Here is a 22,271-nt window from a genome sequence, read left to right on the forward strand (position 1 = left end):
AACCAAAACGCTAGATTTTGCCTGTAAGCTCTGAGGCGATGATGATCCCAAACGACACCCTGACGCGCTGGCAAAGCGCCCTGCCGTTCTGGATATCCTTCCTGCTGATCCCGCTGGTCTGGATTGCGGCGGCTCGGGGCGGCCTTTGGCTGCTGGCGGTTCCGGTGGCGACCTGGTGGTCCTTTGGTGTGCTGGACCGGGTGCTGGGCCTCAATCTGGAAAATGCCGACCCGCAGACCGGGGATGGTGACCTGCGGTGGTATATCGTGCTGACCCAGATATGGATGCCGCTGCAATTCGTCACCCTCTTCGGTCTGATCGCCTATACCGCCCAAAGCGACCATCTGGGCAGCGGCAGCAAGATCGCGCTGTTCTTCGGGGTCGGTGTGGTCACCGGCTCGATCGGCATCAACTATGCCCATGAGCTGATGCATCAGAAAAGCCGGGGCGAGCGGTGGTCGGGCGACCTGCTGCTGGCGATGGTGCTCTATTCGCATTTCCGGTCCGAGCATCTGCTGGTCCATCACCGCCATGTAGGCACCCCGCGCGATCCGGTGACCGCGCGCTATAACGAGGGGTTTCACCGCTTCTATCCGCGCGTGTTGCTGCAATCCCTGAAATCCGCCTTTGGTGCCGAAAAGGCGCTGCTGGCGCGCAAGGGACAGGCCTGGACTAATCTACGCAATCCATTCTTTCGCTATTGGGCGCTGCAGGCAAGCATGCTGACACTGGCGGCGCTGCTGGGGGGATGGTCAGGGCTTGGCCTGTTCCTGCTGCAGGCCGGGGTGGCGATCTGGCAGTTGGAACTGGTGAATTACGTGGAACATTACGGGTTGACCCGAAAACATCTGGGCGACGGCAGGTATGAACATGTCAAACCACGTCATTCCTGGAACGCGGCGCAAAAAGCCTCGAACTGGTTGCTGATCAACCTGCAACGCCATTCAGACCATCACTACAAACCCGGCCGCCGATTTCCGCTGCTGCAAAACCACACCGAGGCCGAGGCGCCGCAATTGCCCCACGGCTACCCGGTCATGACCATCGCCGCGATGATCCCGCCACTGTGGCGGCGGGTGATGAACCCGCGGGTGCGGGCCTGGCGGCGGCGGTATTACCCCGAAATCACCGATTGGACGCCTTACAACAAGGCTCAGAACCCGATGCCGCGCTGAGGCAGTTCAGCGCGCCCAGACCGTCACCGGGCCATCTATGCCCCGGATTGCCTGATCGGGATATTCCACCAGACCCTCGACAACAGAGGTTGCGCCACCATTTTCCGCCATGATCTGGTCGCGCGCCTCGGTGCTGACCGCGAAGGGAGCGGGCAACTGGCGTGTCAGCGCCTCAAGCCGCGACGCCACGTTTACCGCAGTGCCGATCACCGCATATTCCAGCCGGTTCGCGCCGATATCGCCCAGCACCACCGGGCCGTAATGCAGCCCGATGCCGACCTCGATGACCGGCAGCCCGCCGCGCCGCCGCTGCACATTCCAGCGGTCAATTTCCTGCAGCATCGACAGCGCGCAACCATATGCGTTGGTTGCATCGCGGTCACCTGCGACCGGAGTGCCGAAGGTCGCCATCAGCCCATCGCCCAGATATTTGTCCAGCGTTCCGTGATGGCGGAATACTTCGGTCTCCATTCGCGCGTGGAAGGCGCGCAGCATGTCCACGACCTCATAGGCGTCCCGCGACGCGGCAAACCGGGTGAAGCCGACGATATCGACAAACAGGATCGCGATATCCTCGCTGCGCACTTGTTTCAGCGGCTCGTCATTCTGCGACAGTTGATCCACCACATTGGGCGAGAAATATCGCGAGAGATTGGCGCGCTCACGCTCAAGACTGGCATTGTTCGTCAGCAAAGCGTTGAAGCGCCGGACCGTGACAGCAAGCGTGACCGCCACCAGCCCAAACACCACCACCTCCTGTAACCGCAGGCGGATCAGGAAATTGTTCGGGTCCAGCAGGCTGGTCAATCGCGGATAGCCTGCAAATGCCTGCTGCGCATGTTCCGTCAGGCCGGGCACAGGTGTGGACAGCCACATATCCGCCACCCACCCCAGGGTCCAGATGCAGGCGGTCCATGCGCCGATCGCCATCACCGTGCGCCAGGAATAGGCCAGCGTCCCGGCGGCGAGGATCAGAAAGAAATACTGGAAATTGTCGAACCGATACTGCATCGCATGGGGCATGGCATCCGCCGCCAGTGGATTGGGCACGACGATACCGAAGGTCATGATCACCAGATCGGCAAAAATCAGGGCGATCTCGACGCGCGACTGCCCGACGCGGCCCACCCGCCGGATCAGCCAGCCATTCAGGCACAGCAGAGCCAGAATGAAATGGTAATAGAGCACCTCCCAATTCGGGTTCAAGAACACCAGAAAGATCGCGACCAGCCCCATTGTGATCCAGCGCGCGCGTACGGCCAGTTCCAGCCCCTCGCGCTTGTGCCGTTCCAGGGCGGCCTCGGTGTATTTGGTCGGTGCCATCTCGGCGGTTTCGGGCGCGACAGCAGGAGAAATCCCGGCAGGGGCCGGGAGTTGAGCCGAATTGTCGGTCACGGCAATACCTCCGTTGGACTCCACAGCTTTAGGGCGAACGGTGCTGGGCAACAAGGTCGCAAGCCGCAAAAAAGCCCCGCCGAAGACGGCGGGGCAAGGTAGAGTGCCTTGTGTCAGGCCACAGGCACCGGCGGTATTCTGTCTTTTGGGTGGCTCAGTTCTGCATTTCGGCGCGAATCTGCTGGCGCAGCACGTCGATCGGTACGGTCTTGCCGTCGCGCCGGAAGCACCAATAGGTCCAGCCATTGCAGGACGGCGCGTTTTCCAGATGCGCCCCGACCTGGTGGATCGAGCCCTTGATATTGTCGCCCACCAAAGTGCCATCAGCGCGCACCTTGGCCTTGTGACGCTGGTTCATCGAAAACAGCTCTTCGCCCGGACGCAGCATGCCGCGTTCGACCAACTGGCCGAAGGGCACCCGAGGTTCGGCGCGTTTGCTGGCGCTGACCTGCAGGGCGTCACGGTCGAACTTGCGCACCTTGGCGATGCGTTTCTCGGCCACCTTGCGATAGGCCTCTTCGCGTTCGATCCCGATGAATTCACGGCCCAGCATCTTGGCCACGGCCCCGGTGGTGCCAGTGCCAAAGAACGGGTCCAGCACCACATCGCCGGGATTGGTCGACCCGACCAGGATCCGGTGCAGCAGCGATTCCGGCTTTTGCGTCGGGTGCGCCTTGTCACCCTTGTCGTCCTTGAGCCGCTCGTGCCCGGTACAGATCGGCAGCACCCAGTCGCTGCGCATCTGCACACCCTCGTTCAGCGCCTTGAGTGCCTCGTAATTGAACGTGTATTTCGCCCCTTCCGCCTTGGAGGCCCAGATCATCGTCTCATGGGCATTGGTATAGCGCTTGCCCCGGAAATTCGGCATCGGGTTCGACTTGCGCCAGACCACGTCATTGAGGATCCAATACCCTTCGTCCTGCAGCGTCGCGCCAACCCGGAAGATGTTGTGATACGACCCGATCACCCAGATCGCGCCATTGGGTTTCAGCAAACGCCGCGCCGCCTTGAGCCAGGCCTTGGTGAACTGGTCATACGCCTTGAAGCTGGAAAACTGGTCCCAGTGGTCATCCACCGCATCAACCTGGCTGTTGTCGGGACGGTGCAACTGCCCCTTGAGTTGAAGGTTATAAGGGGGATCGGCAAAGATCAGGTCGACACACCCCTCGGGAAGACTGTTCATCACATCGATGCAGTCGCCGGAAATGATCGAGTTTAAAGGGAGCGCAACTGCGCCCTTTGTCTTGGTTTTCGTCATTTTCTGCCTCAAGTTCCGCGGCGCATTTTTGCGCTCATCTGGTTGTGCTCAGGATGAGTCAAAGCGGATTCGGCGTCAAATTCTTTTTTGAATCAAGAGGTTACGATTTACCCTTGATACAAGATATTGTGTACCGGCTTGAAGGAACGTCTATGATGTGGGGTTGGCCCAAGATTTCGGAGCGCTGTTCTGTGTTCCAGCGTCGGATATCCCTTGTTTCGCGCCCACCCGTATTGCGGGTGCTGTTGCGCCAAATCCACCATGACCCGATCGCGGTGCATTTTTGCCACGATCGAGGCCGCCGCGATCGACACCGAGCGGGTATCGCCCTTGATCACCGGCTGTGCGGGCAGGGTCAGCCCCTTGGGGATCAGATTGCCATCAATCAGCAGAAAGTCCGGCGCGGGGTCCAGTTCCGCAACCGCGCGGATCATCGCCAGATGCGCCGCGCGCAGGATGTTGTGTTGCTCGATCTCTTCAACGCTGGCCTCGGCCACCGCGACCTGCGCCCGGTCCAGCAACTGTTCCTCAAGCGCGGCGCGACGCTTTTCGCTCAGTTTCTTGGAATCGTTGAGGCCATCGGGAATATCCGAAGGGTCCAGAATGACGGCAGCCGCCATGACTGGCCCGGCCAGTGGCCCGCGCCCGACCTCGTCCACGCCTGCGATGCGCGTGTATCCACGCCCGCGCAGGAACTCTTCCAACTGATAATCCGGCAGTGACATGCCCATGGCAAAGCGCGTTTGCCACCCGGACGCAAGCAAAATGGAGAGAGGGGTGCCCCTCTCTCCACCTGTGCGCCCCGTTCTCGCGGGCCGTCACTGCTCGATAACCTGGTCTCAGCCCGCGATGCGATACCCTTTGCGGCGCAGGCAGCGCGGTTCATACGCCTTGCGGGTGCGGTCGCCGGTCCAATAGGTGATCTGGCATTGCTTCGGCAGCGACTTGGCATGCTGATAATGGCGCTTCAGACATTTCCGTTTCATCAGCGGGGCGTTCGCCGGATACCCTTTGACCGCTTTCAGGCAACGGCGCGGCAAATCATATTTCGCCACTTTCGGCGGCAGAGGCCGAACCGAATGGATCTGCGGCGCCTGTGGTACGTGGTTTTGAGTCACCTTCGCGCGTTCACGTTTCTTCTTGTTGTTGCGATGCAGAACCACCCCCAGAATGGTTAGCGCAGCCAGCCCGCCCAGAACCTTTGCGGTATCGTCTGCGCGTGCAGGCGCTGCGGATATGGCTGTAATGGCGATGGCAAGAGAAACAATCAAAGCGATAAACCTGCGATGCATAAGAGGGGTCCTTTCTGTCTGAGCGTGCCGGCATCGAATGACGCGGGCTGTGATGCTCTGAGATTGGTGTGGGGGCGCCCGGCCAAGCAATATCGCCTGCCTGCTATTGGATAACAGCCAGCCCAGCGCCTTGTTGTTATTGAATAACCGCGCCGCCGCACGCAGGATGGAGCGCATGAAACAGATTGCATTCCTGACCCTCGTTCTGGCCCTTACGGCCCTGCCCCGCCCTGGCCTCGCGGCCGAATGTTACGCGGATTACAAGGCCAAGCAGGACGCCCCCCTGAAACTGCATTACGGTGTGATGCAGGTCAGCGGTGCCTGTTCAGCGGCGCAGGCGCAGACCGAATTGTCGCAGCGCCTGTCCGCCAATGGCTGGACGCTGCTCAACGTGATATCCGTTTTCGGCCCCGACGGGCTGCAACAAAGGAAGGCTGATGCCGGACCCTACTATCTCCGTTACTGAAACCCGGCGGTCAGGTGCCCGCCTCGTCGGGTTCGGGATCGCTGCCATCGTCGTGATCCTCGCCACTGCTGCGGTCTTCCTGATCCTGACCCTGCCCGACGCCAACGCCTTCAACGCGCGGGTCGAGCGGGTCTTTGTCGAAAACGACCTGACCACGCAGGCCGAGATCAAGCTGCTCGAGATTCTGGCGCAATCCGGCACCGCCTTTGGGGACACGCTGGCGAGCTACCGGATGGTGATCTTTGTGCTGCTCGTTTTTGCCAGTGCCATGCTGATCGCCGCGCTGGTCTTTCTGGTCATGCTGACCCAGTTCAACCGCCGCATGGTGCAGATCGAGCGGGCTGGCATTCAGGTCAACTCGCTGCTGATCAGCCGCGAGGAAAACACGGTTTACCTCAACAACATGGATTTCAAACTGACACCGGCAGCGATCGAGACCCTCTCGGTTCTGGCCGAGGCACGGCTGGATGACGATGTGCTGTCCGGGGCCGAGATCGAAGCGGTGATCTCGGGCCGCAACGCAAGCGATTGCGAAGAGGCCGCCGGCGCCACCCGCATCAAGCGGCTGCGCGACACGCTGGGCAACCAGATGATCAGCGCCCTGTTGGTCAAGAACATCGCCCGGCGCGGCTATATGCTGGCCATCGAAAAAGACGTGATCCAGATGGTCTGAGCATCAAAAAAACCTGATCTTCACACTTGGATTCCTTCCGGTCTGACCCCATCCTTATGGGCCTAGGCGACAGGGAGAACGAATTGTGAACGTGTATGCCTCGCCACAAGTTGACGGATACCGCATCGAACTGGCGGAATTGTCGGACCGGGTCACGCTCTGGCGTGACGGAGTCGAACTGGCCTCAAGCACCTGCGCCAGAGTGATGTATGAAACCCGCCTGCCGCCAACGATCTACTTTCCGCGCGAAGACGTGAAAGTGCCGCTGAGCGACCCGACAGAGTTGCAGACCTTCTGCCCGTTCAAGGGTACCGCAACCTATAATGACATTCTGCTGCCTGGCGAGACGCTGCCAAATTCGGTCTGGGCCTATGAGGACGCGCTGCCCGAAAGCCGCGATATTCAGGGCTGCGTCGGCTTCATGCCTGATGCCTATTCAAAGGTCGATCTGGGCAGCAACATCCTGCGCGACAGCGACGATGGCAATATCAGCGGACCGCTGATCGACTGGTTGATGCGCGGCGCTTCGTCGCTGAAAACGCCCGAGGACTTCACCCGCGAGTTGGCGGAAAAGATGTGTGAACACGGGATCGCCGTCTCGCGGCTGAGCATCCTCGTCTGGTCGCTGCACCCGCTGATTGCCTGCAAGCATTACATTTGGGATAAGGACGAGGATGAAATCTCGACCTATGCGCCCACCTATGAAATCTACGATCACCCGGCCTATCAGAACAGCCCGCTGCGCCATGTGTCGAACGGTGCGGGTGGGGTGCGTCAGCGGCTGACGGATACCCATCTCGACAACTCGTTCCCAATCATGGAAGACCTGCGCAGCAAGGGAGCGACCGACTACGTGGCGATGCCGATGCCGTTTTCGGATGGCCGGACCAACGTGTTGACCCTGACCAGCGATCACCCCGACGGGCTGACCACCGCCAATCTTGGGCTGGTCTTTGAATGTTCGACGGTGATCGGGCGCTACTACGAGGTCTTCATGCAGCGCGAAAATGCGCAGGCCCTGCTTGAAACCTATGTCGGCAAGCGCTCTGGCGCGCGGGTTCTGGGTGGCGAGATTCGGCGCGGGGATGGGGACGAAATCGATGCGGCGATCATGTTCTGCGACCTGCGCGGCTCTGCCCGGCTGGAAGAGCAGATGGAGCGGGGCGCCTATATCGCGCTGCTGAACACCTTCTTCGAAACCGTTTCGGGGGTGGTTCATCAACAAGGCGGCGAGGTTTTAAAATTCATCGGCGACGCTGTTCTGGCGGTGTTTCCTGCAGGCGATGACGCTGAACTGGCGCGCCGCAATGCCCTGCGATCTGCGGCCGAGATTGTCGACTGCGTGACCCGCGAGAGCGTCGCTGAGACCGATCTCAACTATGATTGTGCCATCGGGCTGGCCTATGGGCGCGTGACCTACGGCAATGTGGGCTCACGCGAACGGCTGGACTTCACGGTCATCGGACAGGCGGCCAATGTCGCCGCGCGGCTGGGTGATCACGGCAAAACCATCGGACATCGCATCGTGGTTACCGAGGATATGCTGGTGCCGGATTCGGATTGCCAGCCTCTGGGTCCGCTACAACTGCATAATGTGTCGCAGCCGGTAGTGTCCTATGCCTACGCGCCGGAGGACGCTGCCGCCTGCTGCGCACCGGCATAAGCTCTGGCTTGGAACAGTCAAGCACCAAGGGAGGACGGGCTCGGTCAGGACTGCAGCAGGCTGAGCGCGATCGCAGCCGACGATTGCTGGCTTGCAAAAGACGCAATCTGCGCCCGCGCCAGATAAAGATGCGTTGTCTTCTCCATCGCGTTTGGGTCTGAAAGCGCGGACAGATCACTCAACCCGGTTGCCGAAGAAAACCGATCCCGAAACACCTCGACTTGTTTGTCGAGATCGACCGAAGCAAAACTGCGTGGCAGTCCAAGCGCCGTTTCGAACATTGTCCTCAACGGTGGCAACCCAATGATGTTCAGCCACTTCGTTGTGTCAGTGCCCTCACCGGTTGCGATGTCAACCAGTTCATGCTGCGCATAAAGCGAGATCCGCATGCTTTCGTCGCTTTCGCCGATCGCGGTTTCGAATGCCTGGCTTTGGTACTTTTCAACCACATCTTCCATGGAGGTCACTAATGACGTTTTTTGAATGGCGCCGGGACCGAAACCGAATGCGTCGCTAAACGCGCGGTAGCGTTTGTCGGCCAACCGGTTTGCCAATGCATCCTGGGCCGAAGTTCCGTCCTCGAGGATTTTCTGCACAAAAAACCGGTTGTTCAGATCCGATTCGAGCCCAAAGGCCCCAAGTGCGACCTTCAGAAGCGTGCGATCTGCAACCAGCTCCTCCGCCGATGTGACGTTGCCGATTTCTTTGAGAAAATGCTCTGCCTCCCGCTTCATCAAGGGTGAAGCGGAAAGCGCTTCGCGTTGGTGCTCCTGCGTTCGTTGCAGGAATTGCCATCCGACAATCCCACCAACTGGAACAACCGGACGGAAACTCATTGCTTCCGCAACGCAAGCACGCGGTCTTCGCGTGGCATCAGCGCCCTCAGGGCTTTCAGGCAGCGATAATGATGCTCACCGATCAGAGCCTCAGTCGCCTCGGCCAGCGCAGAGCGACTGTCATGGTCGGTAAAGACCTGGCTCAACTCTTCGATCCGGCGCAGCAAGGCCTGTTTCGCCTCAACCGGATCACAGTCGCCGGACAACACAAGTTGCAGGGCATAGCAAGCTCGCCGGACCGGGGTCGTGGCATCCGTCGGATGTATCGCATCGCGCAACCGCAGGATATTGGCGTCAGGTGTGACGATGGAGAGGCGGCCACGCCGGTCTCCGTTCTCGATCACGGCACCGTTGATCAGCACCCTTTCCTTGGGCGCAAGTTTCAGAACGAGGCCTGCCATATCAGGACGCCCCGCTGCGCAAACCGCGCAGAATGGTAGTGTTGACCTCGAGCAGCGGTTCGACGTTCGCTTTACGCGCGAGGACAAGGCTGGTGTGATGATCCACAAATTCGGCAAGGTAGAACAGGCGCGCCCTCAATTCGGTCGGCAATCCGTTTTCAGGGCTGGCCACATCCGTGGCGAAAATCGTCCAGAGCCGCTTGTTGTCATGCAAGGCATGGGCAAGCTTGGGATAATCTGCGGCGTCACCTGCTGCGAAGGCGCGAATGCGGTGCGTGATCCGCGCGAGTGTTTCATATTCCGCATCTCTCGGAGTGCGGGTCGCGGCCGAATTGCTCGAATAGGCCTGTTGGGCAGTTGCAAGCGCGTTCACTGTCAATCCTTACCTGATGTTGTTCTGAAAGATGTGGCCGGGGCGGAAACCGCCCCGGCTGTCAGAGGCTTAACGGAACAGCGACAGGATCGTCTGCGGCGCCTGGTTGGCAATCGACAGCGACTGAACAGCCAGCTGCTGCTGCGTCTGCAGCGCCTGCAGGCGGGCAGAGACCTCTTCCATATCGGCATCCACCATCGCACCAATCCCCGATTTCAGCGAATCGGACAGGTTGCTGATGAAATCCTTCTGCGTCGAAATCCGGCCCTCGACAGAACCAAAGGACGCCGAGGCGTCAATGGCGGTGCCGATCAGAGTTTCAACGGTGCCAAGCGCTGCGTTCGCCCCGCCTGCGGTCGAAACGTCGATTGAGGATAGTGCACCAAGCCCGCCAGATCCGGCATTGGTGTACTGCGCGGTGATCACAAGATCCTGATCGGTGTCGTTGGTGAACGAGATCGTGCCTGCTGTACCGGAATCATAGTCAACGTCCAGCGTCCCTCCGGCATCCGAAATCCCCAGCGAATCAATCTGGGTTTTCAGCGCCGTGGCAACGATGTCACCGGTGGTTGTCGACGCCGCGTCCTCTGCCGTGACGGTATAGGACACAGAGTGGTCATTGATGTTCACCGTGATCTGATCCCCGGCGGCGAAAGCTCCGGCTGCTGATGCTGGGGGACCGGTGACTGCGGCACCGGCCTCATCGGTGACAAGATCGGCGGTACCGCCGCCGCCATCAAGGCTGAACGCCGCTACATCGCCCAGACCCGAAACGCCCTGCGATCCGGCAAAGACGTTCTTGGCCGCATAGCCCCCAGTCGACAGATCTTGCCCCGTCACGGAAATCGAGGATGCCGCCACATTGCCGGAGGAATCCCGATCCAGAGAGGACAGGAAAGACGTGGTGGCGTTGTTATCCACAAGGTTCTGGCCGTTGAACTGAGCCGCGCCAACCACGGATCCGATCTGATCGCGCAGCGCCACAACGTCAGCCTGTAGCTTGGCCCGGTCGGCGGTATCACCCTGCGCAGCAACAATCTTGCCCTTCATCTGGGTCAGCAGATCGGTGATCGACTCCGAGGCGTTCCGGGCAACCGAAACCGAGGCTTCGCCCAGGCTCAGACTGTCCTTGATAGCCTTGAATCCCTGCACATCGGATTCCATCACTTTTGAAATCGCCCAGACCGCCGAGTTGTCTTTGGCGGTGGCAACCGACTTGCCGGTCGAGATCTGGTTCTGGGTGGCACCCAGGTTCTTGTTGACCATTTTCAGGGTCTGCAGCGCAACCATTGCGCCATTGTTCGTCAGAATGCTGGACATAGCATATCCTTTCTATGCGGGCGTTTGCCCGGTTCACGTCACCCGAACGGGTGGTTTGAAAACGTCTTTCTGACGGGTGCGGCATCCGGGGACCGGAGTGTCGCGCCACCTTCCGAAGGTGCGCTGCAACATTCGCCCGGGATGTCCTAATGCTTTGCTAAACGCGGCATCCGGAATAACTCGACTTTGAGACAAACACGTCTCAAGCCCGTTTTTCCAGTTTCGACGCACCGCCCGGTTCATGCTGTTGGCGTTGGCCTGACCGGTCATAGGTATCAAACCCCGACTGAAGCCGTTTGAGTTCCGACAGGCGCTCGACAACCGATCTCAGACCAGCCAGAGCTGCGTCGAACAGCACGCGATTCTGATCGGCTTTGACCCGGATGGCGTCCAGATCCCCGACCGTCGCGGAATCCTGGGCGACACCGTCAAGCAGAAATTCCTTTGCAGGCGTCAGCGCAGCAACCTGGTCCAGCGCCCCAGAGATCAACAACTGCCGCTCCTGGTCCAGCAGTTCGTTCAGTTTTGAAATGGCGGATGTCTGATTTTTCTTACCCATCTTGATCAGCCACCAGCCCTTGCATCAGGATTTCGGTCAAGCCGATCCCCCCTGCGCGCGTGATTTGCAAAGCCTGTTCGCGAACCAGCATCGACGAAAACTGGTCCTCGCCCGCGCCGCCGCCAAAGGCACCGCGCGTGGCCCCGAAACCGGCCGATTTCAGCATTTCAGCCAGAAACGTCGCTTCCAATTGAACTGCGGCTTCAGTCGCTAAAGCGCGGGAAGGGGACGGCGCCGAAGGCCCGATTCGAGTGTTTTGCAGACTTGCAGCATCCATGATGCGTTCCCTCAAATTGACAGCGTTTTTTCCAGACTGGAATGAAACCGTTAAAAAAAACGCAACCGAATCCAATCCATTGTCATCATCGACAACAAAAATCTGGTGCAACATGCTCATTGGAAACCTGACTTCGGCCACCCCGGGCAAACCGGTAGGGACTGGCGACAACAGTGCTGATCCGCCTGCCTCGGACGCCGCGAATTTTGCCGATGTGGTCGCCTCGGGACCGAGCGAGGGGGCCGATGCGGACAATGCGAGCCGGGGTGCCGCTGCAAATCATGACGCGCAGGCTGACGCAGATAGCGCCCCCGAGACGCCGCCGGACAGTCAGGGCGATGCCTCAACTCCGGCGCAACAGAGCGACCCGTCACAGGGAATTTCCGAGATGCTTGCGCCATTTTCGGTCACCCAGACGGCGACGCAAGCAGATGACTTAACCCCCGGGCAGCAGATGCGACTGGATACATTGCCCAGCCACACCAGCGGGCAAGGCGCTGCTGGGTCAGGCCCGAATGTTCCTGGGAACCAAGCAGCGACGACCAAGGCACCGGACCAGGCTGATGCAATGCCCGGCACTCAACCTCCCGGCAGGACAAATGCACGTTTTTCGAGTGCCAATGAGATCGGTCAAGCAGGTCCTGCCAGCGGGTCGATGCAAGAAGGGCGAAGCACAATCCTTGCGAATGCGGCAGGTGGACAAATTGCCAGCTTGATGGGTCTTGCAACTGGTTCAGCAAACTCAACCCGGACTGCTGGTGTACCGAATACATCGCCAGCTCCGGAAGTCGGCAAAACTGGCCAGACCGCATCTGAAGGGCCTCCGGCCGGAGTGCCGCCTGTCGCGTTGCGCCAAATCCCCGCGCCCCAGGCCACAACGGGCTTGAACTCAATGGCCACAAACCAACCCGATTCTGCCCTCCCGGCGCTCGTAGAGAGCATGTCAGCGGATGGCGCGCAGCTATCCCGACTGTTCTCACATTCGCGCGACGACCTCTTTCCGATCCAGACCCGTCTGGAGGCCACCGGTCTCGGCATCGAGGCAGCACGGGATGCGCCAAAACCGGGGCAAGCCGAAATCGCGCGGGCGGTCGCCTCGCAAATCAACGACGTTTTGTTGCGGCGGGGTGATGGCAGTTTCGAAATTGCCCTGAACCCTGAGGAGTTGGGGCGCGTGCGGGTCGCAATGAAACCCGGCGACGGCATCATGACCTTAATGATTGCCGCAGAACGACCCGAAACTCTCGATCTGATGCGCCGACACATTGATCAGCTTGCGTCGGAGTTTCGGGAATTGGGTTACAGTGCGGTGCATGTCGATCTGTCCGGGGCCGATGACGGCGACCGCCAACCCGACCACGGCACCGAGCCTGGCGCAGATATCGCCCAAGACGGCGATATGGACGCACCCGAGCTAGCGGCTACCGCACACCCGGCGCTGAGCCGTGGATCTTCAACCGGATTGGATCTGAGACTGTGACCGAAACAATACCGATTTCAACCGCCACGGCTTCCCAGGGCAAAGCAGCGGCCACCACGGCGAAAGTGCCGTCGGCGCTGACCTCCGACTTCGAGACCTTTCTGAAGATGCTGACGGCGCAGGCCCGAAACCAGGACCCGTTGGAGCCGCTGAATTCATCGGAATACGCCGCACAGCTGGCGCAGTTTTCGATGGTCGAGCAGCAGGTACGCACCAACGAAACGCTCTCTGAACTATCGGGGCTGCTGGGGGGGCCGAATATGACCCAGTTGTCAGGGTGGATCGGATCAGAGGTCCGCGCGGTCGCTCCGGCATTTTTTGATGGCACCCCGGTGCGAATCTCGACAACCCCAAATGAACTGGCCGAGAGCTCCACTCTGGTGGTGCGGAACGGATCGGGAGAGGTTGTCGACCGGCAGGTGCTGTCCCCGGGCGACAGGACCGCGATCTGGAACGGTCTGGACGCCGGCGGTGCACCCATGGCCACCGGGCATTATTCTTTCTCGGTTGAAAGCTATCGCGGCTCGGAATTGCTGAGTGAAGACGCTGTGGCATCTTACAATCGGGTGACGGAGGCGCAGATCGAAGGCGACGATGTGATCTTGATCCTTGAGGGCGGACAGGCGATTTTGGCACAACTGGTCACCGCCGTTCGGTCCGGCGACCCGCAACCCCAATAGGGCCTGCCCAGACCGGGCGCGCCCCTCCTGCCGGAGCTCGCCCCACCCATGGCGCAAGACGACCCGCCCGAAGATCTGCAGGCCGATTTGCTCCGCCGCGGGCTGATGGCACCAAGCGGCAGGTTCCAGCCTTTGCTTGGGGGGCGCACGAACCGAGTGTGGAAACTGGTCGGATCCGGGCCGGACCGGGTGCTCAAACTCTATCAACGCACGATTCCCAATCCGCTGTTCGGCAATGACCCGGCGCTCGAAACGCTCTGTCTGAATGCGTTGGCCACAACGGGTCTATGTCCCAAATTCCGGGCATCGGGCGAGATTCCGAACGCGGTCTGGGTGCTGTATGAACACGCAGCCGGGCAGACCTGGGCCAACAACTCAGCCCCGGTCGCCAGATTGCTGGGGCAACTTCATGCGCTCAAGCCCCCGCTTGCACTACCTATTGGATGCAATGGCAGCGCCGATCTCGAGGTCACCACACGTCACATTCTATCGCTCTGCCACACGGTAGAGCGTGCTCGTTTGCTGGATCTTCGGCCTGCTGGCAACGTACCCCCAACGCAAGCGACCTGCCTGATCCATGGCGACCCGGTGGCTGGCAACATTCTGGTGAACGGCACCTCGCTGGTTCTGATCGACTGGCAATGCCCGGCCATGGGCGACGCGGCTGAGGATCTGGCGCTGTTTCTGTCACCCGCCATGATGCAGGTTTATCGCGGCGCGCCCCTCACCCCGGACGAAACCAGCACCTTTCTGGCCGCCTATCCGGACCAGAAAACCACAGCGCGGTACGAGGCGCTGAGGCCATGGTTCACCTGGCGCATGGCCGCCTATTGCCTTTGGCGCGCAGAGAACGGCTCAGCTGAATATGCCTTGGGCCTGCCGTTTGAACGCGCCCTGCTGGAAGCGGGTTGATTCGCACCCCCAAACGCCCGGCAGAAATGCTTTGCCCTCAAACCGAACCAGCGAAACCATCGCTCTACGTCGCAATTCTGTTGCATAAAGCGGGTTTGCCCGCTTAACCTTGCGGGAAAGGCGGCACAGACCGCAAAAAAACCGGGGAGTTTGCTTTGGCTGCATCAACCAGCGACGACGCGTTCGTTGAATTCGAACGCGTTCAGAAAAGCTACGATGGCGAAATGCTTGTCGTCAAAGACCTGAACCTCACCATGCCGAAAGGCGAATTCCTGACGATGCTCGGGCCATCGGGGTCCGGCAAGACCACCTGCCTGATGATGCTGGCCGGATTCGAGACTGCCACCCACGGCGATATCCGGTTGGGCGGGATTTCGATCAACAACATTCCGCCGCATAAACGCGGCATCGGGATGGTGTTTCAGAACTATGCCCTGTTTCCGCATATGACCATCGCCGAAAACCTCAGCTTTCCGCTGGAAGTGCGCAAACTGGGCAAGTCCGAACGCGAGGAAAAGGTGAAACGCGCGCTGGACATGGTCGAAATGGGTGCCTTTGGCGGCCGCAGACCCGCCCAACTTTCGGGCGGTCAGCAGCAGCGTGTCGCCCTGGCCCGCGCGCTGGTGTTCGAGCCGGAGCTGGTTCTGATGGACGAACCGCTGGGCGCGCTGGACAAGCAGTTGCGCGAAAAGATGCAGTTCGAGATCACGCATCTGGCGCATAATCTGGGCATCACGGTGGTTTATGTGACCCATGACCAGACCGAAGCGCTGACCATGTCGGACCGCGTCGCCGTGTTCAACGATGGCGTGATTCAGCAGTTGGCCCCACCCGACCAATTGTACGAATCGCCCGAGAACAGCTTCGTCGCGCAGTTTATTGGCGAGAACAACACGCTTGAGGGTCAGGTCAAGGAAATCACCAACGGCATCGCGGTTGTCCAGCTGGACGATGGCGAGTTGATCGATTGCAAACCGGTCAATGTCGACAAACCCGGCGAACGGACGCGGGTGTCGATCCGCCCTGAACGGGTCGAATACAACAAGGACCGCCTCAGCGAAGGCGCTCACACCCTGAAAGCCGAAGTGCTTGAATTCATCTATATGGGCGACATCTTCCGCACCCGACTGCGGGTCGCTGGCAATGATGAGTTCATCATCAAGACCCGCAATGCGCCCGACCAGGTGCGCTTGCAGCCCGGACAGCAGATCGAAATCGGCTGGCTGCCCGAAGATTGTCGCGCGCTGGACGCGTGACGCCCCTTTTGTCGCTTCCGGCCTTCCGGAAGCGATGAGTATGGGAGCCGGAATTCGAGAACCCCGTGCGGCCGGTTCCCCCAGAGCAAAAAACGGGAAAAAACTGGGAGACACTAATGACACTCACGAGAACTCTTCTCGCCACCACAGCCCTGAGCATGACCACCGGTTTTGCCTCGGCACAGGACATGGCGAATGAGATGACGATTGTAAGCTGGGGTGGGGCCTATTCCACGTCGCAGCAGAATGCCTATCACACGCCCTATTCCGAGAATACCGGCGTGACGATCATCAACGATGAAAGCTCGGCCGAGGCGGTCGCCAAGCTGCGCGCCATGAATGAGGCGGGCAACGTGACCTGGGATGTGGTCGATGTTGTCGCCGCTGACGCGATTCGCCTGTGTGACGAAGGTCTGGCGCTGGAAATCGACGCCGATACGCAGCTTGCTGCGGCACCTGACGGCACCTCCGCTTCGGAAGATTTCGGCGAATTGCTGGTCAGCGACTGCTTCATCCCGCAGATCGTCTATTCGACCACCTTCGGCTACCGCACCGATCTGGTCGGGGACAACCCGCCGACCGAAATTTGCGCTGTGTTCGACACCGAAACCTACCCGGGCAAGCGCAGTCTGGAAAAGCGCGCCATCAACAACATGGAATGGGCGCTTCTGTGTGACGGCGTTGCCAAGGAAGACGTCTATGATGTGCTGGAAACGCCCGAAGGGCAGGAGCAGGCACTCGCCAAGCTCGGCACCATCAAGGACGACGTGATCTGGTGGTCTGCCGGTGCGGATACGCCGCAGTTGCTCGCGGATGGCGAGGTTGTGATGGGTTCGACCTATAATGGCCGTCTGTTCAGCGTGATCGAAGAGCAGAAGCAACCGGTTGCGATGCTCTGGGACGCACAGATCTTCGATCTGGATGGCTGGATCATCCCCGCAGGCCTGAGCCCCGAGCGTCAGGCGCGCGCGCTTGACTACATCATGTTCGCGACCGACACCCAGCGTCTGGCGGATCAGGCCAAGTGGATCTCCTATGGTCCGGCGCGCGCCTCCTCGGCGCCGCTGGTCGGTCAGCATGCCGATCTGGGCATCGACATGGCTCCGCATATGCCAACCGATCCCGAGAATGCCAAGAATACGTTCCTCTACAACTACGAATTCTGGGCGGACTATCGCGACGACATCGAGGCCAAGTTCCAGGCCTGGCTGGCCAAGTGATCTAACAAAACACCGAGGCGGGCCTGAAAAGGCCCGCTTTGCCACTCAGGGGAAAGACCATGCCAAAGGGCTACATCATCGCCCATATTACGGTCACGAACCCGGACGCTTATCAGGACTACGTGCGTCTGGATACCCCGATCCTGCTGCGGCATGGAGGGCGGTTCGTGGTACGTGGCGGGCAGAGTGAAACGCCCGAAGGCAACAGTCTGGATCGCCATGTTGTGGTCGAGTTCCCCTCTTACGAGGCGGCGAAGACGGCCTATAGCGACCCCGAATATCAGAAAGTGGCAGAGATCCGGCGCGCCAATGCAGAGAGTGTAATCATTTTGGTCGAAGGTGCAGAATGAGTGATACCACCCAATCAAGTCCCGTACTTGCCGCCGATGGCAGGCCGCTCAAGCACAGCCTGAACCGGGCGCTCAGGCGGCAGAAAATGCGGGCGCTGGCCCTGATCCTGCCTTTGCTGGCCTTTGTCCTGCTGACCTTCATTGTTCCGATCGGACAGATGCTGTTCCGCTCGGTCCAGAACGATATCGTGCAAAACACGCTACCGCAGACGGTTATTGCCGTCCAAAGCTGGGATGCGAACAGCGGCGAAGCCCCTGACGAGGCCGCCTTTGCCGCCCTTGCCGCCGATTTCAAGACCGCCGTTGAAAACAAGACCCATACCCGTGTGGGCAGCCGATTGAACTATGAGACCCCCGGCATCTCGTCGCTGTTCAGAAAAGCCGGGCGAAAGGCCAAGCGATGGGACCTCGAAACCGACGGCCCCTTCAAGGAACAGTTCCTTGATATCGATGAGGATTGGGGCGATCCCGCGATATGGCGCACGATCCAGAAGTTTTCGCCCCCGGTCACCAGCGGGTATTTCCTGAATGCTGCCGACATGCAGTTGGGCGATGATGGGGTCGAATTCAGGCCCGAGAACCAGCAAATCTATATCACGCTGTTCAAGCGTACGCTGTTCATGTCGATGATCATCATGGGGTCGTGCATTCTGCTGGGCTATCCGGTGGCCTGGCTGCTGGCAAACCTGCCCTCTGCCAAGGCGAATGTGCTGCTGATCCTGGTGCTGTTGCCGTTCTGGACCTCGCTGCTGGTGCGCACATCGGCCTGGAAGGTAATGCTGCAGCAACAGGGCGTGATCAACGACACGCTGGTCTGGCTGGGACTGGTGGGTGACGATGCGCGGCTGGTGATGATCAACAACCAGTTCGGCACCATCGTGGCGATGACCCATATCCTGCTGCCGTTCATGATCCTGCCGATGTATTCGGTGATGCAGACCATCCCGCCAACCTACCTGCGCGCAGCCAAATCGCTGGGGGCCACCAACTGGACCGCCTTCTGGCGGGTCTATTTCCCGCAATCCGTGCCGGGTATCGGCGCGGGCTCGATCTTGGTCTTCATTCTGGCCATTGGCTACTACATCACGCCGGAACTGGTCGGTGGCACCAAGGGTGTCTTCATCTCGAACCGGATCGCCTTCCACATCTCGTCATCGCTGAACTGGGGGCTGGCCGCCGCGCTGGGCACGATCCTGCTGGCTGCGGTCCTGATCCTGTATTGGGCCTATGACAAGATCGTCGGCATCGACAACGTAAAGCTGGGATAATCGGAATGGCTCTTACCCCCGTCACACCAAGCTCGACCTCGTTCACCGCCAGCACAACCGCTGCAGCCGGAGCTGTCGCAGGTCTGTTCATTGGCACATCCCAGGGCAATGCGTTCCTTGGCGTCATCATCGGAGCTCTGCTGCTGGCGGTGATCGCCTTTGTGGCGCTCCAAATGCGAGACCGGGAAAAAGCAATTCGCTGGATCATCCTCGCAGGGTTCGCGCTGGCCGGGTTCCTCATGGGCGGGCTTTCCGCCGGGATCATGGGGGCACTGTTCGGCTGGTTTTTTGGCTGGTTCATCTTCTGGATTGGTGAAACCCGCTACCGTGCGACGCTGGTGCCCTACCTGACACCGGGGCAGGTGCTGTGGCACTATGGATTCCGGGTGATCTGCGGCGCGATCTTCGTCTTTCTGATCACCCCCATTCTTGTGGTGCTGCCGCTGTCCTTCAACGCGCAGGATTTCTTTACCTTCACGCCCGAGATGCTGCGGCTTGACCCCGAAGGCTATTCTCTGAAGCATTACCGCGACTTCTTCACCAGCCAAGACTGGCAGCTTTCGTTCCGCAACTCGGTGATCATTGCACCAATTGCGACGGTGATTTCAGTGACGCTGGGCACGCTTGCCGCCATCGGCCTCAGCCAGAGCCACGTTCCCGGCCGTCGTGCCATCATGGCGATCCTGATTTCACCGATGATCGTTCCGCTGATCATCTCGGCCACCGGAATGTTCTTTTTCTATTCACAGATGGGTCAGGTCCTTGAGAATAACCTGGGCCTTTCCAAGACTTTTGTTGGATATGTGAAAGTCGTTCTGGCTCATGCGGTGCTGGGCATTCCCTTCGTGATCATCACCGTCACCGCCACGCTCGTGGGTTTCGACCGTTCGCTGACCCGCGCGGCGGCCAATATGGGCGCGGGGCCGGTGACGACCTTCTTCCGGGTGCAGATGCCACTGATCCTGCCGGGCGTGATCTCGGGCGGGCTGTTTGCCTTCATCACCTCGTTTGACGAAGTGGTCGTGGTGCTGTTTGTCGGCTCGGCCCGGCAAAAGACCCTGCCCTGGCAGATGTTCACCGGGCTGCGCGAGCAGATCTCGCCAACCATTCTGGCGGTGGCCACGATCCTTGTGGTGATCTCGATCGCACTACTGACCACGGTCGAACTGCTGCGCCGCCGTTCAGAACGGCTGCGTGGGATAAGCCCGACCTGAATTGAGGACAGTTTGAAGGGGGCGCTACCTGTGATGGCAGGTCAGCGCCCTTTTTTTGTTTAGCGCAGGCGTTCCAATAGCCGGAGCGAGGCATAGCCGTCCGGCACAAGACCGTTTGCCGTCTGGTAGGATCGGACCGCATTGATGGTCAGCGGCCCAACCCGCCCGTCGATCTTTTGCGTGTCGAACCCGGCACCGGTAAGGCGGCGCTGCAATTCCTTGCGCTCCGAGAAAGTCAGCGCGCGGTCGCCGCGCGGCCAGTCCGCCGCAATCACCGGGCCACCTGCGATACGATCGGCCAGATACCCGACCCCGATCACATAGGCATCGGCGGTGTTGTATTTCTCCAGCACTTCGAAATTGTCAAAGATCATGAAGGCCGCGCCGTCTGCCCCCGCAGGCAGCAGGATCGACGCGGACCCGTGATCCGGCACCAGCTTGCCAGAGGTATCCAGCACACCCGCAGCCGCCCAGTCAGAGGGCGAACGCGTCAGCTCACGACGCGCCAGAGCATAATCGAACCCGTCGGGCAAATGCACTTCGACTCCCCAGGGCTGACCCGTGGTCCAACCGAACCCGGCCAGATAAGCGGCGGTTGAGGCCAGCGCGTCGCGCGGGTCATCGGACCAGATGTCGCGCTTGCCGTCGCCGGTGAAATCCACCGCGTAAAGATGGTAGGAACTGGGCATGAACTGCGTGTGCCCCATCGCCCCGGCCCAGCTGCCTTTCATGCCGCGGGCCGAGACGTCGCCCGCTTCGAGGATCTGCAGCGCCGCCAGAAGCTCGGCCTCGAAAAACTCGGCGCGCCGCGTGTCATGGGCCAGCGTGGCCAGCGACCGGATCGTGTTGTTGCCACCGCGAAACGCACCGAACGAGCTTTCCAGACCCCAGATCGCCGTTACAACCTCTTTTTCAACGCCATAGCGCGCCTCGATCTGGGTGAGCGCCGCGTCGTGTTTCGCGAGCGCCGCCCGCCCGTTCCTGACCCGCAGGTCCGAGACCGCGCTATCCAGATATTCCCAGATCGTCTTGCTGAACTCCGACTGATTGCGATCCAGCCGCACCACCTCGGGATCGATGGTCGCTTTGGCAAAGGCCTGATCCAGTGTGGCAGCGCTGATCCCCTGCTCCTGCGCCCTGCCCCGAAAGGCAGACAGCCATTGCGCGAAGGGCTCGTTCGACGCAACCACCTGCGTAACCTCCTGCCCGACCGCTGGCACCGGGCGGGCCACGGGCCGCAGCGACGTGGTGACCAAAGCCAATTGAAAAGATCCCTGTTCATTTGGATCAGGCAGTGATTCCGCCACCACGCCCGTAGACCCCAATGCCGCCATAAAGCTTCCGACGGCGCCCGACTTCCAGTTTATCATCTGAATTATCCCGACTGCCTGCTCACCCTGAGTGTACCGCGAAACCGGCCCCGGACAAAGCGTCAGTCTGCACTCTTGCAATCTTCCGCTGTTTTGAACGGCTGAGCACGCAGATGTGCCAGCGCATCGCGCAACAACGGAATGCGGCGGGGGCGAAAAGATTGACCGGTCAGGGCCAGATCGCGCATGCGGTCCAGCCGGAAAACCCGAAAGTCGCGGCGCAGGTGGCACCACGCGATCAACACGCTGGATCGGTCCATATAAACAATCGACAGCGGATCAACGCTGCGCTCGGTCTCGCTGCCATGCACATCCGTGTAGCCGAAGCCCACCGATTGCTCGTCCCAAGTGGCTTGCCGCAACGCGCTCACGTCGATGCTGGGCGGCACGGGTTGGACGAACCGCGTCGCTGTCAGCACCGCATGGCTCAGCCGGTGCGATTGCCGCGCAGGTAGGCGGCCCTGCAGCTTTTTCAGCGCCTGCGACGCGGCCGAGGACAGGGCCGGATCACCGATCTGTTCGACCTCGCGCAGCCCCAGAACCAGCGCCTCAAGCTCCTCATCCTTAAAGCCCAGCGGCGGCAAGGTCGCGTCTTCGATCAGGGTAAAGCCGAACCCCGCCTCGCCATCAATTACCGCCCCCAACCCGCGCAACGCGTCGATATCGCGATGCACGGTCCGTGGCGATACGCCAAGATCCTGCGCCAGTTGCACCGAGGTCCGCGGAGACTGGCCCGAGCGCAGCGCCTGCATCAGTTGAAAAAGCCGGGCAGTTCGGGACATCGGGTTAAGCAACTCCGCTCTCTGAGATGATCGAGATTACTCTACGCCTGA

Annotated in this window: 24 protein-coding genes; 12 read left to right on the forward strand and 12 right to left on the reverse strand. The window is 60.3% G+C overall.

What is annotated here, in order from left to right; all coding sequences use genetic code 11:
• Positions 1 to 41: 41 nt before the first annotated feature.
• Positions 42 to 1,175 carry an alkane 1-monooxygenase gene (locus M3P21_RS14085; protein ID WP_249710768.1) on the forward strand — a complete coding sequence of 378 codons (1,134 nt, stop codon included), beginning with the start codon at positions 42 to 44 and terminating at the stop codon, positions 1,173 to 1,175.
• A gap of 6 nt (positions 1,176 to 1,181) precedes the next feature.
• On the opposite strand, the gene M3P21_RS14090 is transcribed toward M3P21_RS14085, so the two are convergent.
• The 4 genes from M3P21_RS14090 to M3P21_RS14105 form a co-directional block, all read right to left on the reverse strand.
• Positions 1,182 to 2,576, reverse strand: a complete 1,395-nt coding sequence (locus M3P21_RS14090) for an adenylate/guanylate cyclase domain-containing protein (protein ID WP_249710819.1) — start codon at positions 2,574 to 2,576, stop codon at positions 1,182 to 1,184.
• A 148-nt stretch (positions 2,577 to 2,724) separates the two neighbouring features.
• Positions 2,725 to 3,828, reverse strand: a complete 1,104-nt coding sequence (locus M3P21_RS14095; RefSeq protein ID WP_249710769.1) for a site-specific DNA-methyltransferase — start codon at positions 3,826 to 3,828, stop codon at positions 2,725 to 2,727.
• 107 nt (positions 3,829 to 3,935) lie between these two features.
• On the reverse strand, positions 3,936 to 4,553 hold the full coding sequence (gene rnhB / locus M3P21_RS14100) for a ribonuclease HII (RefSeq protein ID WP_249710820.1): 618 nt from the start codon (positions 4,551 to 4,553) through the stop codon (positions 3,936 to 3,938).
• A gap of 114 nt (positions 4,554 to 4,667) precedes the next feature.
• Positions 4,668 to 5,297, reverse strand: coding sequence for a hypothetical protein (locus tag M3P21_RS14105; RefSeq protein WP_249710770.1), 630 nt, complete (start codon positions 5,295 to 5,297; stop codon positions 4,668 to 4,670).
• On the opposite strand from M3P21_RS14105, the gene M3P21_RS14110 reads away from it, so the two are divergent.
• The 3 genes from M3P21_RS14110 to M3P21_RS14120 all read left to right on the forward strand — a co-directional run bounded on the left by M3P21_RS14110 (position 5,296) and on the right by M3P21_RS14120 (position 7,922).
• On the forward strand, positions 5,296 to 5,586 hold the full coding sequence (locus M3P21_RS14110) for a hypothetical protein (RefSeq protein WP_249710772.1): 291 nt from the start codon (positions 5,296 to 5,298) through the stop codon (positions 5,584 to 5,586). The genes M3P21_RS14105 and M3P21_RS14110 overlap by 2 nt on opposite strands.
• Positions 5,558 to 6,259, forward strand: coding sequence for a winged helix-turn-helix domain-containing protein (locus M3P21_RS14115; protein ID WP_249710773.1), 702 nt, complete (start codon positions 5,558 to 5,560; stop codon positions 6,257 to 6,259). Before M3P21_RS14110 ends, M3P21_RS14115 begins: the two co-directional genes overlap by 29 nt.
• An 85-nt stretch (positions 6,260 to 6,344) precedes the next feature.
• Positions 6,345 to 7,922: a DUF427 domain-containing protein gene (locus tag M3P21_RS14120; protein ID WP_249710775.1), complete on the forward strand. Its 1,578-nt coding sequence runs from the start codon at positions 6,345 to 6,347 to the stop codon at positions 7,920 to 7,922.
• A 44-nt stretch (positions 7,923 to 7,966) separates the two neighbouring features.
• Here the strand turns inward: M3P21_RS14120 and M3P21_RS14125 are convergent, their stop codons facing one another.
• The 6 genes from M3P21_RS14125 to M3P21_RS14150 all read right to left on the reverse strand — a co-directional run bounded on the left by M3P21_RS14125 (position 7,967) and on the right by M3P21_RS14150 (position 11,601).
• Positions 7,967 to 8,758, reverse strand: a complete 792-nt coding sequence (locus M3P21_RS14125) for a DUF1217 domain-containing protein (RefSeq protein ID WP_249710776.1) — start codon at positions 8,756 to 8,758, stop codon at positions 7,967 to 7,969.
• Positions 8,755 to 9,159 carry a flagellar biosynthesis repressor FlbT gene (gene flbT, locus M3P21_RS14130; protein WP_249710777.1) on the reverse strand — a complete coding sequence of 135 codons (405 nt, stop codon included), beginning with the start codon at positions 9,157 to 9,159 and terminating at the stop codon, positions 8,755 to 8,757. Before flbT ends, M3P21_RS14125 begins: the two co-directional genes overlap by 4 nt.
• 1 nt (position 9,160) lies before the next feature.
• On the reverse strand, positions 9,161 to 9,532 hold the full coding sequence (flaF, locus tag M3P21_RS14135) for a flagellar biosynthesis regulator FlaF (RefSeq protein WP_249710778.1): 372 nt from the start codon (positions 9,530 to 9,532) through the stop codon (positions 9,161 to 9,163).
• A gap of 69 nt (positions 9,533 to 9,601) precedes the next feature.
• Positions 9,602 to 10,852, reverse strand: a complete 1,251-nt coding sequence (locus M3P21_RS14140; RefSeq protein WP_249710779.1) for a flagellin N-terminal helical domain-containing protein — start codon at positions 10,850 to 10,852, stop codon at positions 9,602 to 9,604.
• A gap of 202 nt (positions 10,853 to 11,054) precedes the next feature.
• Complete coding sequence (locus M3P21_RS14145; RefSeq protein ID WP_249710780.1) at positions 11,055 to 11,411, reverse strand: flagellar biosynthesis protein FlgN; 357 nt, start codon at positions 11,409 to 11,411, stop codon at positions 11,055 to 11,057.
• Positions 11,404 to 11,601, reverse strand: coding sequence for a rod-binding protein (locus M3P21_RS14150; protein WP_373320019.1), 198 nt, complete (start codon positions 11,599 to 11,601; stop codon positions 11,404 to 11,406). The genes M3P21_RS14145 and M3P21_RS14150 overlap by 8 nt, the downstream gene beginning before the upstream one ends.
• Before the next feature lie 85 nt (positions 11,602 to 11,686).
• Here M3P21_RS14150 and M3P21_RS14155 point away from each other — a divergent pair, with 85 nt between their 5' ends.
• The 8 genes from M3P21_RS14155 to M3P21_RS14190 all read left to right on the forward strand — a co-directional run bounded on the left by M3P21_RS14155 (position 11,687) and on the right by M3P21_RS14190 (position 20,068).
• Entirely contained in the window at positions 11,687 to 13,168 is a 1,482-nt protein-coding gene (locus tag M3P21_RS14155) for a flagellar hook-length control protein FliK (protein ID WP_249710781.1), read from the forward strand.
• Positions 13,165 to 13,848 carry a flagellar hook capping FlgD N-terminal domain-containing protein gene (locus M3P21_RS14160; protein WP_249710782.1) on the forward strand — a complete coding sequence of 228 codons (684 nt, stop codon included), beginning with the start codon at positions 13,165 to 13,167 and terminating at the stop codon, positions 13,846 to 13,848. Before M3P21_RS14155 ends, M3P21_RS14160 begins: the two co-directional genes overlap by 4 nt.
• A 48-nt stretch (positions 13,849 to 13,896) precedes the next feature.
• Positions 13,897 to 14,760 carry a phosphotransferase family protein gene (locus tag M3P21_RS14165; protein ID WP_249710783.1) on the forward strand — a complete coding sequence of 288 codons (864 nt, stop codon included), beginning with the start codon at positions 13,897 to 13,899 and terminating at the stop codon, positions 14,758 to 14,760.
• Between the two features lie 155 nt (positions 14,761 to 14,915).
• Entirely contained in the window at positions 14,916 to 16,016 is a 1,101-nt protein-coding gene (locus tag M3P21_RS14170; protein ID WP_249710784.1) for an ABC transporter ATP-binding protein, read from the forward strand.
• Between the two features lie 116 nt (positions 16,017 to 16,132).
• A complete protein-coding gene (locus M3P21_RS14175; RefSeq protein WP_249710786.1) occupies positions 16,133 to 17,236 on the forward strand; it encodes an extracellular solute-binding protein in 1,104 nt (367 codons plus the stop codon).
• 59 nt (positions 17,237 to 17,295) lie between these two features.
• Positions 17,296 to 17,586: a DUF1330 domain-containing protein gene (locus tag M3P21_RS14180; RefSeq protein ID WP_249710788.1), complete on the forward strand. Its 291-nt coding sequence runs from the start codon at positions 17,296 to 17,298 to the stop codon at positions 17,584 to 17,586.
• Positions 17,583 to 18,854 carry an ABC transporter permease gene (locus M3P21_RS14185; protein WP_249710789.1) on the forward strand — a complete coding sequence of 424 codons (1,272 nt, stop codon included), beginning with the start codon at positions 17,583 to 17,585 and terminating at the stop codon, positions 18,852 to 18,854. Before M3P21_RS14180 ends, M3P21_RS14185 begins: the two co-directional genes overlap by 4 nt.
• Before the next feature lie 5 nt (positions 18,855 to 18,859).
• Positions 18,860 to 20,068 carry an ABC transporter permease gene (locus M3P21_RS14190; RefSeq protein ID WP_249710790.1) on the forward strand — a complete coding sequence of 403 codons (1,209 nt, stop codon included), beginning with the start codon at positions 18,860 to 18,862 and terminating at the stop codon, positions 20,066 to 20,068.
• Between the two features lie 59 nt (positions 20,069 to 20,127).
• On the opposite strand, the gene M3P21_RS14195 is transcribed toward M3P21_RS14190, so the two are convergent.
• Both M3P21_RS14195 and M3P21_RS14200 read right to left on the reverse strand, forming a co-directional pair.
• Positions 20,128 to 21,438: a lytic murein transglycosylase gene (locus tag M3P21_RS14195; protein WP_249710791.1), complete on the reverse strand. Its 1,311-nt coding sequence runs from the start codon at positions 21,436 to 21,438 to the stop codon at positions 20,128 to 20,130.
• A gap of 62 nt (positions 21,439 to 21,500) precedes the next feature.
• Complete coding sequence (locus M3P21_RS14200; protein ID WP_249710792.1) at positions 21,501 to 22,220, reverse strand: helix-turn-helix transcriptional regulator; 720 nt, start codon at positions 22,218 to 22,220, stop codon at positions 21,501 to 21,503.
• Between the last annotated feature and the right edge of the window lie 51 nt (positions 22,221 to 22,271).

Origin of the sequence: Ruegeria spongiae (assembly GCF_023502395.1) — a bacterium.
In the GTDB taxonomy this organism is placed as follows: Bacteria; Pseudomonadota; Alphaproteobacteria; order Rhodobacterales; family Rhodobacteraceae; genus Ruegeria_C; species Ruegeria_C spongiae.

What these genes read in the sequence shown, in the direction of transcription:
- M3P21_RS14085 (WP_249710768.1), top strand. Translation starts at nt 42, where the DNA reads ATGATCCCAAACGACACCCTGACGCGCTGGCAAAGCGCCCTGCCGTTC.
- M3P21_RS14095 (WP_249710769.1), bottom strand. Translation starts at nt 3,828, where the DNA reads ATGACGAAAACCAAGACAAAGGGCGCAGTTGCGCTCCCTTTAAACTCG.
- rnhB (WP_249710820.1), bottom strand. Translation starts at nt 4,553, where the DNA reads ATGTCACTGCCGGATTATCAGTTGGAAGAGTTCCTGCGCGGGCGTGGA.
- M3P21_RS14110 (WP_249710772.1), top strand. Translation starts at nt 5,296, where the DNA reads ATGAAACAGATTGCATTCCTGACCCTCGTTCTGGCCCTTACGGCCCTG.
- M3P21_RS14105 (WP_249710770.1), bottom strand. Translation starts at nt 5,297, where the DNA reads ATGCGCTCCATCCTGCGTGCGGCGGCGCGGTTATTCAATAACAACAAG.
- M3P21_RS14115 (WP_249710773.1), top strand. Translation starts at nt 5,558, where the DNA reads ATGCCGGACCCTACTATCTCCGTTACTGAAACCCGGCGGTCAGGTGCC.
- M3P21_RS14125 (WP_249710776.1), bottom strand. Translation starts at nt 8,758, where the DNA reads ATGAGTTTCCGTCCGGTTGTTCCAGTTGGTGGGATTGTCGGATGGCAA.
- flbT (WP_249710777.1), bottom strand. Translation starts at nt 9,159, where the DNA reads ATGGCAGGCCTCGTTCTGAAACTTGCGCCCAAGGAAAGGGTGCTGATC.
- M3P21_RS14140 (WP_249710779.1), bottom strand. Translation starts at nt 10,852, where the DNA reads ATGTCCAGCATTCTGACGAACAATGGCGCAATGGTTGCGCTGCAGACC.
- M3P21_RS14145 (WP_249710780.1), bottom strand. Translation starts at nt 11,411, where the DNA reads ATGGGTAAGAAAAATCAGACATCCGCCATTTCAAAACTGAACGAACTG.
- M3P21_RS14155 (WP_249710781.1), top strand. Translation starts at nt 11,687, where the DNA reads ATGATGCGTTCCCTCAAATTGACAGCGTTTTTTCCAGACTGGAATGAA.
- M3P21_RS14165 (WP_249710783.1), top strand. Translation starts at nt 13,897, where the DNA reads ATGGCGCAAGACGACCCGCCCGAAGATCTGCAGGCCGATTTGCTCCGC.
- M3P21_RS14175 (WP_249710786.1), top strand. Translation starts at nt 16,133, where the DNA reads ATGACACTCACGAGAACTCTTCTCGCCACCACAGCCCTGAGCATGACC.
- M3P21_RS14180 (WP_249710788.1), top strand. Translation starts at nt 17,296, where the DNA reads ATGCCAAAGGGCTACATCATCGCCCATATTACGGTCACGAACCCGGAC.
- M3P21_RS14185 (WP_249710789.1), top strand. Translation starts at nt 17,583, where the DNA reads ATGAGTGATACCACCCAATCAAGTCCCGTACTTGCCGCCGATGGCAGG.
- M3P21_RS14190 (WP_249710790.1), top strand. Translation starts at nt 18,860, where the DNA reads ATGGCTCTTACCCCCGTCACACCAAGCTCGACCTCGTTCACCGCCAGC.
- M3P21_RS14195 (WP_249710791.1), bottom strand. Translation starts at nt 21,438, where the DNA reads ATGATAAACTGGAAGTCGGGCGCCGTCGGAAGCTTTATGGCGGCATTG.
- M3P21_RS14200 (WP_249710792.1), bottom strand. Translation starts at nt 22,220, where the DNA reads ATGTCCCGAACTGCCCGGCTTTTTCAACTGATGCAGGCGCTGCGCTCG.